The sequence below is a fragment of the Rhizocola hellebori genome, from assembly GCF_016862955.1.
Taxonomy (GTDB): domain Bacteria; phylum Actinomycetota; class Actinomycetes; order Mycobacteriales; family Micromonosporaceae; genus Rhizocola; species Rhizocola hellebori.
This window is the reverse complement of the sequence record NZ_BONY01000017.1, coordinates 58,859-72,191: the sequence shown is the minus strand read 5'-3', so window position 1 is coordinate 72,191 and position 13,333 is coordinate 58,859. Positions and strand designations below refer to the sequence as shown.

Here is a 13,333-nt window from a genome sequence, read left to right as displayed (position 1 = left end):
CGTTCCAGGTGAGCAGATTGATCCGCCCGCCCATGCCGGGCCCGCCCTCGCTATCCAGGCTGCAACCGGTCGCCCGGCCCTCCAGCGTGTGAGCGGTCTGCGTGTGAGCGGCCGGGATGACGTAGCGCTGTTCGTATTTGGCGATCGCCAGTAGCCGGTACATGGCTTGCATCTGCTCACCGCTCATGCCCACGGCCTCGGCTATGGACTCGTCAGGTGGATCGCCGAGGTTGATGCGCCTCTGGTAGGCGCGCATCGCGGCGAGTCGGCGTAACACCGCCTCGACGGGTGCGGGATCGCCCGCTGTGAACAGCTCGGCGAGGTAACGCACGGGTATGCGCAACGCTTCGACGGCGCCGAACAGGTTGCCCAGCTTCTCGCCGTCGTGTCCGGTGTCGCGCAACGCTTCGACGACCGGTGACAGCGGGGGGATGTACCAGACCATGGGCATTGTCCGATACTCCGGGTGCAGTGGCAGCGCCACCTCATAGCGCACGATGAGGTCCCATGCGGGGGAGCGCTGCGCGGCGTCGATCCAGTCCTCGGCGATGCCGGCCCGGCGGGCGGCGGCGATCACGCTGGGGTCGTGCGGGTCGAGGAAGACCGAGCGTTGCGCCGCATACAGATCGGTGTCGTGTTCGGTGGCCGCGGCCTGCGCCACCGCGTCCGCGTCATAGAGCATGAGGCCGATGTAGCGCAATCGGCCCACACAGGTTTCGGCGCACACCGTGGGCTGTCCAATCTCGACTCGGGGGAAGCAGAAAGTGCATTTCTCGGCCTTGCCGGTGCGGTGGTTGAAATAGATCTTCTTGTATGGGCAGCCGGTCACGCACATCCGCCAGCCGCGGCAACGGTTCTGGTCGATGAGCACGATGCCGTCCTCGACACGTTTGTAGATCGCCCCGGATGGGCACGAGGCGGCACAGGACGGGTTGAGGCAGTGTTCGCAGATGCGGGGCAGGAAGAACATAAAGGCGTTCTCGTACTCGAGGCGCACCGACGCCGAGACACGGGCCAGGATCGGGTCGCCGGAGGCCACTTCGTTGCCGCCGGCCAGAGAGTCGTCCCAATTGGCGCTCCATGTGATCGCCGTCGGCCGCCCGGTCATCTGCGAAATAGGTTGGGCGACAGGGGTCTGTTGGGCCGGCGGGGAGCTGAGCAGATGCTCGTAATCATAGGTCCAGGGCTCGTAGTAGTCGCGCAGGGTGGGCAATTTCGGGTTGGCGAAGATCGACAGCAACCGCTTGAGCCGCCCGCCCGCGCGGGGCCTGAGCCGGCCCCGGGCGCTGCGTACCCAGCCGCCCTGCCACCGCTGCTGATCCTGATAGGTGCGCGGATAGCCTTGGCCGGGCCGGGTTTCGACGTTGTTGAACCAGGCGTATTCGACGCCGGATCGGTTTGTCCATGCCTGTTTGCAGGTGACCGAGCAGGTGTGGCAGCCAATGCACTTATCGAGGTTCATCACCATCGCCAGTTGCGCCATGACACGCATATCAGTACTCCACCTTCTGCTGGCGGCGGCGGATCATCGTGACCTCATCGCGCTGATTTCCGGTGGGGCCCAGGTAGTTGAGGGCGAAACTGAACTGGGCGTAGCCGCCGATCAGCTGCGTGGGCTTGATGAGCAGGCGGGTCAGGGAGTTGTGCACGCCACCGCGCCGTCCGCTGGTCTGCGAGCGGGGCACATTTATCATCCGATCCTGCGCGTGGTACATGTACACCGTGCCCTCCGGCATCTTGTGAGTGACCACAGCCCTGGCCACGACGACACCGTTTCGATTGACAGCCTCGACCCACTCGTTGTCACGCACGCCGATCTTCGCTGCGTCGGGCTCGCTGATCCAGATCGCGGGTCCACCCCGAGACAGCGTTTGCATCAACAGGTTTTCCTGGTACTCGGAGTGGATCGACCATTTCGAGTGCGGAGTGAGGTAGCGCACGGTCAGTCCCAGCTCCCCCGTGGAGGTCAGCTCGGGTTCACCGAAGAGGCGGTGCATGTCCAGGGGCGGCCGGTAGATGGGCATCGCCTCGCCGAAGTCCAGCATCCAGTCGTGATCGAGGAAAAGGTGCTGGCGCCCGGTCAACGTGTGCCAAGGTTTGAGCCGCTCGACATTGAGAGTGAACGGGGAGTAGCGGCGCCCGCCTTGCTCGCTGCCCGACCACTCCGCACTCGTGAACACCTGGACCGGCCGAGCCTGCGTGTCGGCGAACCGGATGCGCTCTGACTCGTGAGCGGCGGCGAGATCGGTAAGCCGGCGACCGGTGACGCGTTGAAGCGCCTCGAACCCAGCGACGGCGACTCGCCCGTTCGTGGTGCCTGACAAGGCCAGGATCGCCTCGCACATATGGGTGTCGCGGGTCAGCGCCGGCCGCCTGTTGGCGTCCACACCATTGGCGGAGCGCAGAAAGTCGATCTCCGGGGTCACATCGACGGTGACCCCTTTGGTGGTGGTTCCCATGGAGTCCAGCAGCGGTCCGAGCGCGGCGAGCTGGTCGGCGATCGCCGCGTAGTCACGCTCCACGATCACAAGTTTGGGCATGGTGGCACCATCGCGAACGATGCCGTGTGGTGTGGCCAGCTCGTCGGGGGTGTCGTGGGCCAGGGGCACCGCGACCAGGTCTCGGCGCTTGCCGAGATGCTCCGCTGCGCATGCGGAGAAGGCCCGGGCGATGTGGTGGAAGGCGTCGAAGTCGGTGCGGGTCTGCCAGGGCGGCTGGATCGCCGGGTTGAAGGCGTGCACGAACGGATGCATGTCGGTGCTGGACAGGTCGTGTTTCTCATACCAGGTCGCGGCCGGCAGGATCACGTCGGAGAACAAGGTGGTGGAGGTCATCCGGAAATCCAGGCTCAGCAGCAGGTCTAGTTTGCCTTCAGGGGCCTCGTCGTGCCAGGTGACTTCGGCTGGGCGTCGATCCGGTGAGGTTTCGGCGGCCCGCACAGAGGAATCGGTACCAAGTAGATGTCGAAGAAAATATTCGTGGCCTTTCGCGCTGGAGCCCAACAGGTTGGCGCGCCATACGGTGAGGACGCGGGGCCAGTTTTGTGGCGCGTCCGGGTCGGCGCAGGCGAAGCCAAGTCGTCCGTCTTTGAGGGCGTCGATGATCCCGTCGGTGGGATGGTCGGGGTGCGAAGCCATCGCCTCGTCGGCGAGGTCGAGCGGGTTGCGATCGAAGGTAGGGATGGAGGGCATCCAGCCCATGCGGGCTGACTGCGCGATCAGGTCGGCGGTGCGGGTTCCGGCGAATCTGCCATCGCTGAGCGGAGAAGCCATGGTGCCGCAGTCATGTCCGTCGTAGCGCCACTGATCGGTGTGCAGGTACCAGTAAGGCGTGGCCGCCATTTGCCGCGGCGGACGCGTCCAGTCCAGCCCGTAGGCCAGATGTGACCAGCCTGTCAGCGGACGGCATTTCTCTTGCCCGACATAGTGTGCCCAGCCGCCGCCATTGACTCCTTGGCATCCGGTCAGCGTGGTTAGTGCGAGCATGGCCCGGTAGGTGGTGTCGGAGTGGAACCAATGGTTGGTGCCCGCCCCCATAACGATCATCGACCGGCCGCCGGAGCGTTCAGCGTTGTCGGCGAACTCGCGTGCCACCCGGATGCATTGTGCCGCAGGCACACCGGTAATCGCCTCCTGCCATGCCGGTGTGTAGGGCTGGCACGGGTCGGCGTAGGACTGTGGCCAGCTGCCGGGCAGGCCAGGACGGTACACGCCATACTGCGCCAGCAGGAGGTCGTACACGGTGGTAACCAAATGGCCGTCGACCACCCTGGTGGGCACCCCTCGGCGCAGCACGCCACCGCGGCCGTCGGGATGGTCGAAGCGGGGCAGCAGCACATCGACCGACTCGCCGCTGTCCATACAGGACAAAGCCGGCTGTATCTGGCCCAGGTCCAGGTTCCACTTACCCTTGCCTGAGTCGGCGTACCGGAAACCCAGGGAGCCGTTGGGGGTTGCGGGCGCTGCGTCGGCCTCGTCCCACACCAGCGGTTTGAACGGCTCACCGGGGGCAGTGAGGAACTTGCCTGGTACAAAAGCGCCATGGCGTTCGGACAGTGTCACCAGGAACGGCAGATCGGTGTAGCGGCTGGCGTATTCGGTGAAGCGCCGCACGCAGCGGCCGGCGTGGAACTCGGAGAGGATCACGTGGCCCATCGCCATGGCCAGCGCGCCGTCTGTGCCCGGCTGGCAGGCCAGCCATTCGTCGGCGAACTTGACGTTGTCGGCGTAGTCCGGGCTGATGACGACTACCTTCTGCCCTCGATAGCGGGCCTCGGCAATCCAGTGCGCGTCCGGGGTGCGGGTCACCGGTACGTTGGAGCCCCACATGAGCAGGTAGGAGGCATTCCACCAGTCGGCCGACTCGGGTACGTCGGTCTGGTCGCCGAACATCTGCGGCGAGGCCACCGGAAGGTCGGCGTACCAGTCGTAGAACGACAGCATCGCGCCGCCGATCAGAGAGATGAACCGAGCCCCGACGGCATGCGACACCATGGACATCGCGGGGATCGGTGAGAACCCGGCGACCCGGTCCGGGCCGTACTCCTTGATGGCGTGCACGTGGGCGGCCGCAATGATTTCCAGCGCTTCGGCCCAGCCGATGCGGATCAGACCGCCTTTACCGCGGGCCTTCTGATAGCGGCGGCGCCGCTCGGGGTCGGCCTGAATGTCGGCCCACGCCAGCACCGGGTCGCCCAGGCGCGCCTTGGCTTCGCGGAACATGGTGACCAGTTCACCGCGGGCGTAGGGATAGCGGATGCGGGTCGGGGAGTAGGTGTACCAGGAGAAGGCGGCGCCGCGCGGGCAGCCACGTGGCTCGTATTCAGGGCTGTCGGGGCCGACCGTGGGGTAGTCGGTCTGCTGCGACTCCCAGGTGATGATCCCGTCCTGGACATAGACATTCCATGAACATGATCCGGTGCAGTTCACGCCGTGGGTGGAACGCACCACCTTGTCGGGGGCCGCGCGTCTGCGGTAGAACGGATCCTCCTGGGCGAGGCCGGGCTCGAACAGCGCACGGCCGTCGGGCGAGACCTCGCTGCGGCGCACAAGCCCGCCGAGGGCGAGCAGGGCACGACCCGCCGGACCAGCGGTGACACCGTTTTTGTGATGTTCCATGGCCAGCTCCCCAGCGTGCGGTATCGGCTCATCGTCGCCGGGTTCGTCCGGTCGCTGGAAGTGCCAAGAACCCGATGCCGGGAGGGCCATTTGGCACCGGGCCAAGTCGCAAAATGGTGCTATCGCAGGCAAGTCGGCGGATCTACGTTCATCTACATGAGTACTGTGCGACGCCGGATGGTTCTGGGCGCCGGCCAGTGGTGGCCGGGCGGTGAGCACATCACCGCATGGCGCTGCGCCGGGGCGAAACCAGAGGCGTTTATGGATCTGAACTACTATGTCGAGTTTGCCCGGACAGCGGAACGGGGAAAATTCGACACCATCTTCCTCGCCGACGAGCTGTACGTGTGGGACCGCTTCACGTCGGGCATCGAGCACTCCAGCAACGTGCGTCCCGAGCCCTTCGTGCTGCTGGGAGCGATTGCCGCGGTCACCCGGCACATCGGCTTGGCGGCCACGCTTTCCACTACCTACAACGAGCCGTATCACGTGGCTCGTAAGCTGGCGACGCTGGATCATCTCAGCAATGGCAGGGCCGCGTGGAATCTGGTGACCTCCGCCTCGGATGAGGAAGCGCGCAACTTCGGCCGTGACCGCAACCTCGACCACGCCATACGCTACGAGCGTGCCCGTGAGTTCGTCGACGTGGCCCGCGGGCTGTGGGACAGCTGGGACGACGACGCGCTGTTGTGCGACAAGCAAAGCGGCTACTTCGCTGATGCGAGTAAGCTGCACACGCTTTACCATCAGGGAAAGCACTTCACGGTTCGCGGGCCGCTCAATATCGCCCGGCCCCCGCAGGGCTACCCCGTGCTGTTCCAGGCCGGAGCGTCGCCCGCCGGGCGTGACCTTGCCGCAGCTACGGCCGACGCGGTGTTCACCATCGCCGGAAGCCTGGCGCAGGCGCAGGAGTTTTACGCCGATGTCAAGCGGCGTGCCCGCGGTTACGGCCGGGAACCCAACGATGTCAAGGTTTTGCCGATGCTGGTACCGGTGATCGGCGTAACCGAGCAACAAGCACGGGACCACGCCGAGGAGCTGGTCGCGTTGACGCCGCAACGGTTGGCACTTGACCACCTTTCGCACTATCTGGAGATTGACCTGTCAGCCCGTGACCTGGACGAGCCGCTGGACTTCCAGGCCGATGTCAATGTCACCAATCAGTCCAAGTCGATCTATGCCAGGCTGGCGGCGATAGCCTCCGATCGTTCGGTGACGTTACGCGACCTTTACCGGCGCATGTTCCTTGACCGGGTACAGATCGGCACACCCGAGCAGCTGGCCGACTATATGCAGGAGCGCTTCGACGGCGAGGGCGCGGACGGGTTTGTGGTGTTCCCTGCGGCCATGCCCGATGGGCTCACCGATTTCGTCGACCTCGTGGTCCCAGAACTCCAGAAGCGTGCCCTGTTCCGGACCGAATACACCACCGACACTCTTCGGGGGCATCTGGGCCTGGCCTGGCCGCCGAGCTCCTATGTCAAGGCGGACAGCGCGAGAATCGTGTCCGCCCACCCGACGAGGGGGTGCCTCATGTGATGCAGCTGGTGCTCTGGCTCGGGCCGCGTTGATTGACCACTGGATATGCCGGATGCTCCGCCACTGGCGAAGCATCCGGCGTTCCGCGAGACAATCACCGCGCGACGACGCCCAGCGCCAGCCGGGCGAATGCCAGCTTTGAGCGCTCGACGAACAGGCGGACCTTCTCGGGATCCTTCCGTCCGTCCGGGCCCTCAAGCCCGGTGTGGGCGTCGACCGCCGCAGGGCGGACCTGTTCGATCGCGTCAATGACGTTGTCGGCATTCAGGCCGCCGGCGAGCATTAGTGGCCTAGGTGACAGGCGCGCCAGTTTCGCGCTGACCCGCCAGTCGTGGACCATGCCCGTCGCGCCCTTGGCACCGGTCGCCGGGTTAAAGCTGTCGGTGATGAACATGTCTACCCAGTCGGCGACTTCTTCGACCGTCCTGGCGAGGCTGGCTGTGTTGTCTTTCTCGACCACCAGGCTTTTGAGCACGTACAACTCGGGGTCGATCTGTTTGAGCGTACGTAGCTGAGCGGCGGGAACATCGCCGTGCAGCTGCACTGTCCGGACGCCGAGCTCGGCGCAGAAGGCGCGAATCTCTTCCGCCTCGGTCAGGTAGGTGATGACGACGCCTTTGTGCGGTGACCTGATGGAGGCGATGACGTCGATGGCCTCAGCCTCGGTCAAGTCCTCCCTTTTGGACGGAAGCCGCAAGGGAAACCCGAGCCAGTCCACACCCGCTTCGCAGAGCATCGCCGCTTCCGCGCGGTCGATTATTCCCGCCGCCTGAATCAATCCATACACCTCGGTTCACCTTTCTATGTGAAGGTCGAAGATCATAGATGGCAAATGCACCCTATCCAGGGCGATGGTGGCGGCTAAAGCGCCATACGCGGGGTGGCCCCAGGTCCATTGCGGATGTGGCACTGTCCGGTCCTCGGGGTCGGCGGTGCAATCGACACAGACGCCTGCAAGCAATGGCGCCTTCGCCAGGCGCAAGGGCGGCGCGTTACCCCATCACGAACGGTGCAAATGCCAACAAAGAAAGAAGGAGATTGCCGTGACGATGAACAGGCGCCAGGTCCTGCGCGCCGGTGTAGGAATCGCGGGTCTGGCTGTGGCCGCGCCGATCGCGGCAGCGTGCGAAGTGGCCGGCGGCAGCAGCGGTGGTGGGACCTCCACCACGATCAAAATCGGGTTCGTGAGCCCGCGCACCGGCCCGGCGGCCGGATTCGGGGAAACCGATGCCTACGTTATCGGGCTGGCGCGCAACGCGTTCGCCGGCGGTCTGACGATCGGCGGCAAGAAGTACGACGTTGAAGTGATCGACAAGGACGGGCAGTCCGACCCGCAGCGCGGCGCCCAGGTCGCTAACGACCTGATCAACGGTGACGGAATCGATCTCATGGTCACCACCTCGACGGCGGAGACGGTCAACCCTGTCGCCGACGCGTGCGAGGCCGCGGGCGTGCCGTGCTTGTCCACGGTAATGCCGTGGGAGTCATGGTATTTCGGCCGTGGCGGCAAGCCAGATCAGCCGAACGCTTTCAAGTACACCTATCATTTCTGCTTCGGCGTGGAGGAATTCCGCCTGGCCTACGTGAACCTGTGGCCCCAGGTGAAGACAAACAACAAGGTGGGTGTGATGTGGCCCAACGACTCCACGGGCAACGCCATCCGCCAGGTGCTGGGGCCGATGCTGGTTAAAGGCGGTTACCAGATTGTGGATCCCGGCGCATACACCGACGGCACGAACGACTACTCCGCGCAGATCGCCAAGTTCAAACAGGAGGGCTGCGAGATCTTCAACACCTTCCCGATCCCCTCGGACTTCGCGACCTTCTGGCAGCAGTCGGCGCAGCAAGGGTACAAGCCAAAAATCTGCCAGACCGCCAAGACCGGCCTGTTCCCTTCCCAGATCGAATCCCTTGGCCCGATCGGTGTCAACCTGGCCGGCGCGGCTTACTGGACACCTACTTTCCCCTACAGGTCGTCGCTGACCAACGTGACCTCCAAGGATCTGGCGACCGGCTACCGGGACTCGGCGGGCAAGCAGTGGAGCCAGCAGCTCGGTCCGAGCCTGGCGCTTTTCGATGTGGCTGCGGCTGCGTTGCGCGCGGCAGGCGACCCCAAGGACAAGGAGGCCGTGGCCAAGGCGATCGGCACCCTCGAGGTGGAGACGCCTGTGGGACACCTGCAATGGGGCAAGGGGCCCAACGCAAACGTGGTCACCACCCCCATCCTTGGCGGCCAGTGGGTCACGGCAGGCTCCGGCCGGTTTCCGCTGGACTTCGTCTTGTGCGAGAACTCGTGCGACCCGAGCGTGCCGGTCTCGGCGCAGCTCAAGCCATACGCATGAGTACGGCCGTCCTTGTCGGCCACCGTCTGTCCAAAGTATATGGTGAGCTGAGAGTGCTTGACCGCGTTGACTTTCACGTCGGCCAGGGCGAAGCTGTCGGCGTCGTCGGACCCAACGGCGCCGGAAAGACCACCCTGCTCAACGTCCTGACAGGCGTGGTGGCAGCGTCGGAGGGCACCGTCCGGCTCGACGGGCGTGACATCACCGGAATGCGGCCTGAAAAGCGCTGTCGGCATGGAATCGGAAGGGCATTCCAGATTCCGCGGCCATTCGGTGGCATGACCGTTTTGGAGAACGTGTTCGTAGGCGCATCGGCCGGCGCTGGGCTACGCGGCAACACCGCCTATGAGCGATGCATCGACGTGCTGACCACGTGCGGGCTCATCGATCTGGCCAACCGCCGCGCCGTCAGCCTTGGGCTGCTGCATCGTAAGCGGCTAGAGCTGGCGCGGGCGCTGGCGACCGGCCCGCGGGTGCTGCTGCTCGACGAGATCGGAGCGGGTCTGACGGAGGCGGAGGCCGACCAGCTGGTCGGCCTCATCCTGCGGCTGCGGCTGCTCGGCATCGCCGTGGTCTGGATCGAACATCTGGTACCGGTTCTGGTCCAGGTGGTGGACCGATTGGTCTGCATGGAATCCGGGCGGGTCATCGCCGATGGTCCGCCCGATGCGGTGCTGCGCGACCCGGCAGTGGTAGACGCATATCTGGGCAAGGCGGTGGTGTCGGCATGACTGAGCTTCTCAACGTTCGCAATCTGACGGCGCGGCACGGCCAATTGCCCGCGGTCCGCGAAGTGAGCCTGACCATCGGCCGAGGCGAAGTGCTGGCGCTGGTGGGGGCCAACGGCGCCGGCAAGTCGACCCTGCTGCGCGCCATCGCCGGCGTACACCCAATCGGGGGCGGCACCGTCCACTTTGATGGATCCGACATCACCCGCCTGCCCGCCGATCGGCGGGTCGCCGCGGGCATCGCGCTTGTGCCTGAAGGCCGCCGCCTTTTCCCGGAGATGACCGTCGAGGAGAACCTGCGGGTCGCACGGTCACGGCCTGGCGGCTGGGAGCTGGAGATGGTCTTAGAGGCCTTTCCGATGTTGCGGCAAGCGCTGCGGCGGCGTGCCTCGACGCTTTCCGGCGGCGAACAGCAGAGCACAGCGATTGCGCGAGCCCTCCTGACGAACCCAAGATTGCTGCTCATCGACGAGGTTTCCCTTGGCCTTTCCCCGGTGGCGACGGAGGCCGTCTACAAGTCGCTGGATCGGCTCATCCGGGCCGGAACCACCCTCGTGCTGGTCGAGCAGGATCTCGGCCGGGCAATGTCGGTCGCGGACCGGATCGTGTGCCTGCGCGACGGGCGCGTCGCGCTGACGGCGCACGCAGGCGCGGTCACCCGCGAGGAGGTCACCGAGGCGTATTTCGGTCTCGGCAAACCAACGGCGGTGCGGTCATGACCTGGGCCAACGCAATCATCCAAGGAGTCCTGCTCGGCGGGCTCTACGCCCTGTTCGCCTGCGGGCTGTCGCTGATGTTCGGCGTAATGAGGATCATCAACCTCGCCCACGGCGATCTTGCGGTGCTGGGCGCATTCGTAGTGTGGCTCATCGCCACACAGGGACATGTGTCACCATTCATCGCCACGGTGGCCTGTTTGCCATTGATGATTCTTATTGGGTACGGCTTACAGCGCACGCTGCTTTCGAGAAGCCTGCGCTCCGGGGAGCTGACCCCGCTGCTGACGACATTCGGTCTGGCCATCGTGGTGCAGAACGCGCTATTGCAGGTGTTCTCGGCCGATGTGCGCGGGCTGGGCGGCCTGTCAGGCCTGCTCGCCGTCGACGGCTGGCGCCTTGGTGACCAGCTGGCGGTGCCATACCTTGGCGTGACCATCTTGGCCGTCGCGGTCGCCGTACTGGGTGGACTGCAACTTGTGCTGCAGCGCACCGCTTTCGGCCGCGAAATGCGGGCCACCGCCCAGGATCCAGAGGCCGCCGCGCTGGTCGGCATCCCGGCATCGCAGGTATACGCGCGGGCGACGGCGATCGCCGTGGCTACCGCGGCCATCGCCGGCGCTTTCCTGGCCATCCACTCCACCTTCGATCCGTCCAGCGGGCCGACGCAACTCATCTTCGCCTTCGAAGCGGTGGTGATCGGCGGCCTGGGATCGCTGTGGGGCACCCTTGCCGGTGGCGTGACGCTGGGCGTCGCCCAGACCATCGGCGCGGTGATCGACCCGCAGTACTCCATTCTGGCCGGGCATCTGGTCTTTCTCATCGTCCTGGCCGGCCCGCGCGGCTGGCTTGTCTTCTCGCGGAGGCCACGCGCATGGCAGCCTTCTGGTCGGTGAAACGCTCCGACACCACGTCGCACGTCGGCTCTGGCGCCCTCGCGCTGGCCGTTGTCGGTCTGGCGGTGGTGCCGCAAGTGTGGAACGCCAGCGTTGTGCAGCAGCTGACAACGTTGCTCATTCTGGTAATGCTGGCGGCTATGTGGAACGCGTTGTCCGGCTACGCGGGCTTGGTCTCGGTCGGGCAGCAAAGCTTCATCGGCTTCGGCGCGTACACCACGATTTTCCTTACCCAGCAGGGTGTAGCTCCCTATCTGGCGGTGGCGCTCGCCCCATTGGCCGCGGCAGGGCTCGCCATCTGCCTGGCACCGCTGGTGCTGCGTTTGCGCGGCGGCCAGTTCGCCGTTGGCACCTGGGTGGTGGCCGAGGCAATAGCACTGATGGTCATGCTTGACCACGGATTGGGCGGCGGCACCGGAGTGTCGCTGCGTGGCCTTAACGTGCTGCCTTCCCACATCCGCCGGGCCTACACCTACTGGCTTGCCCTGGCCTTCGTGGTGCTGCTTCTCGGGCTGCTGTTCCTCCTGCTGCGCAGCCGCTCCGGCGCGGCGCTGCAAGCCATCCGCGATGATGAGCATGCCGCCGCCTCCGTCGGAGTGCGCACGGCCCCGCTGAAGCTGGCCATCTACGTGCTGGCGGGTTTCGGCTGCGGTGCCGCCGGTGCGCTGACCCTGGCTAACACCTTGTTCATCCAGCCTCGCTCCATCTTCGGCGTGCACTGGTCCGCTTTCATGATTTTCATGGTACTGGTGGGTGGCCTGGGCACATTCGAGGGCCCGATTGTAGGGGCAGTGGTGTTTTTCGCCATCCAGAACTGGTTCAGCGACGGCGGGCCTTGGTACCTTATCGGCCTGGGTGCTGTAGCCGTGGCGTTCGCGCTTTTCCTGCCGCGCGGCCTGTGGAGCGTGGTGTCCCAAGGACGGCAGATCCAGCTGCTGCCGGTCGGATACCACCTGTCCCGCAGACCAACTCCGTGAGTTGGGGATAAGCGCTTCAGCCGAGCAACGGTAACGCGGCCCGCCGGAAGCTCCGGCGGGCCGCGTCTGACCGGTCTGTCACGATGACGTGCGGGAGGGGACCCGCTCCGGCAGGGGAGCGCGCGGCCGAGTGCCATCAGCCTTGGCGCGCTGCTGCACGGGCAGCTGCCCGGCGACGATCGCGACAAAAATGCCGGCCATTCCGGCAAGCTGCCAAGTGGTCAGGCCCTGTCCCAACACGAGGAAGCCGAGGACCGTGGCCACCACCGGGCTGAGCAGGCTGAGGAATGAAACCGCTGACGCGGCAAGCAGCTCGATGCCCCGGAACCAGATTACGTAGGCCAGGCAGGCACCGATGAGCGACAGGTAGGTGTAGGCGAGCAGATTGGTGCCGGTGACCCGGCTCGGCACGCCCTCGATCAGCAGGGTAGGTATGAGCAGCACGAGGCCGCCGGCCACGAGCTGCCAGCCCGTGAAGACCAGCAGCGACACCGGACGGCCCCATTTCTTGGTCAGCACGATGCCCGCCGCCATCGACAGCGCGCCGGCCAGCGCCGCCACGACACCGATGGTGTCGAGGTGGATCGCCGAGCGTGCCAACAGCAGCACCACCCCGACCGTGCCGAGGACCGCCGCGCCGATGTGCACGAGACGGATCGACGTGCCTAGTGCAAGGGCTGACAGCCCGATGACGATCAGCGGCTGCACCGAGCCGACCATCGCCGCGATGCCGCCCGGAAGGCGGTAAGCGGCAACGAAAAGCAGCGCCTGGAAGACGCCGATGTTGAGCGTGCCGAGGATGAGGGCACGCCACACCCAGTCGCCCTTGGGCAGCGATCCGCGTGCGATCAGCATGAGAGCGATGCCCGCGGGCAGAACCCGTGCCAGGCCGGCGAACATTGGCCGGCCCGGTGGCAGGAACTCGGTAGTGACCAGGTAGGTGGTGCCCCAGACGACGGGCGCCAAGATGGTCAGGTAGCGGGTGAGAAGAGACGCGGACTGCCGCACCGGGAGCCTC

9 protein-coding genes and 1 pseudogene are annotated in these 13,333 nt (G+C 65.6%); 6 read left to right on the top strand and 4 right to left on the bottom strand.

Features of this window, described 5'->3' with window-relative positions; genetic code table 11:
- Window positions 1-25 precede the first annotated feature (25 nt).
- A pseudogene (gene narH, locus Rhe02_RS16145) lies at window positions 26-1,492 on the bottom strand (nitrate reductase subunit beta); the annotation flags it as partial.
- Between the two features lies 1 nt (window position 1,493).
- Window positions 1,494-5,117: a nitrate reductase subunit alpha gene (locus Rhe02_RS16140; protein WP_203909051.1), complete on the bottom strand. Its 3,624-nt coding sequence runs from the start codon at window positions 5,115-5,117 to the stop codon at window positions 1,494-1,496.
- 156 nt (window positions 5,118-5,273) lie between these two features.
- Between Rhe02_RS16140 and Rhe02_RS16135 the strand changes: the two genes are divergently transcribed.
- Window positions 5,274-6,656: an LLM class flavin-dependent oxidoreductase gene (locus tag Rhe02_RS16135; protein WP_203909050.1), complete on the top strand. Its 1,383-nt coding sequence runs from the start codon at window positions 5,274-5,276 to the stop codon at window positions 6,654-6,656.
- Window positions 6,657-6,750: 94 nt separating this feature from the next.
- On the opposite strand, the gene Rhe02_RS16130 is transcribed toward Rhe02_RS16135, so the two are convergent.
- Entirely contained in the window at window positions 6,751-7,434 is a 684-nt protein-coding gene (locus Rhe02_RS16130; RefSeq protein ID WP_203909049.1) for a phosphoribosylanthranilate isomerase, read from the bottom strand.
- Window positions 7,435-7,705: 271 nt separating this feature from the next.
- On the opposite strand from Rhe02_RS16130, the gene Rhe02_RS16125 reads away from it, so the two are divergent.
- The 5 genes from Rhe02_RS16125 to Rhe02_RS16105 are packed head-to-tail and all read left to right on the top strand — an operon-like array spanning window position 7,706 to window position 12,315.
- Window positions 7,706-8,998, top strand: coding sequence for an ABC transporter substrate-binding protein (locus Rhe02_RS16125; RefSeq protein ID WP_203909137.1), 1,293 nt, complete (start codon window positions 7,706-7,708; stop codon window positions 8,996-8,998).
- Between the two features lie 53 nt (window positions 8,999-9,051).
- Window positions 9,052-9,729: an ABC transporter ATP-binding protein gene (locus Rhe02_RS16120; RefSeq protein ID WP_239123860.1), complete on the top strand. Its 678-nt coding sequence runs from the start codon at window positions 9,052-9,054 to the stop codon at window positions 9,727-9,729.
- A complete protein-coding gene (locus Rhe02_RS16115; RefSeq protein WP_203909047.1) occupies window positions 9,726-10,445 on the top strand; it encodes an ABC transporter ATP-binding protein in 720 nt (239 codons plus the stop codon). Before Rhe02_RS16120 ends, Rhe02_RS16115 begins: the two co-directional genes overlap by 4 nt.
- Window positions 10,442-11,338: a branched-chain amino acid ABC transporter permease gene (locus Rhe02_RS16110; RefSeq protein ID WP_203909046.1), complete on the top strand. Its 897-nt coding sequence runs from the start codon at window positions 10,442-10,444 to the stop codon at window positions 11,336-11,338. Before Rhe02_RS16115 ends, Rhe02_RS16110 begins: the two co-directional genes overlap by 4 nt.
- Window positions 11,335-12,315, top strand: a complete 981-nt coding sequence (locus tag Rhe02_RS16105; RefSeq protein ID WP_239123859.1) for a branched-chain amino acid ABC transporter permease — start codon at window positions 11,335-11,337, stop codon at window positions 12,313-12,315. The genes Rhe02_RS16110 and Rhe02_RS16105 overlap by 4 nt, the downstream gene beginning before the upstream one ends.
- 78 nt (window positions 12,316-12,393) lie before the next feature.
- On the opposite strand, the gene Rhe02_RS16100 is transcribed toward Rhe02_RS16105, so the two are convergent.
- A complete protein-coding gene (locus Rhe02_RS16100; protein WP_239123858.1) occupies window positions 12,394-13,323 on the bottom strand; it encodes an EamA family transporter in 930 nt (309 codons plus the stop codon).
- Window positions 13,324-13,333: the final 10 nt, after the last annotated feature.

Bases quoted from the DNA above. Each gene is read 5' to 3' on its own strand.
- Rhe02_RS16140 (WP_203909051.1), bottom strand. From the start codon at position 5,117: ATGGAACATCACAAAAACGGTGTCACCGCTGGTCCGGCGGGTCGTGCC.
- Rhe02_RS16135 (WP_203909050.1), top strand. From the start codon at position 5,274: ATGAGTACTGTGCGACGCCGGATGGTTCTGGGCGCCGGCCAGTGGTGG.
- Rhe02_RS16125 (WP_203909137.1), top strand. From the start codon at position 7,706: ATGAACAGGCGCCAGGTCCTGCGCGCCGGTGTAGGAATCGCGGGTCTG.
- Rhe02_RS16115 (WP_203909047.1), top strand. From the start codon at position 9,726: ATGACTGAGCTTCTCAACGTTCGCAATCTGACGGCGCGGCACGGCCAA.
- Rhe02_RS16110 (WP_203909046.1), top strand. From the start codon at position 10,442: ATGACCTGGGCCAACGCAATCATCCAAGGAGTCCTGCTCGGCGGGCTC.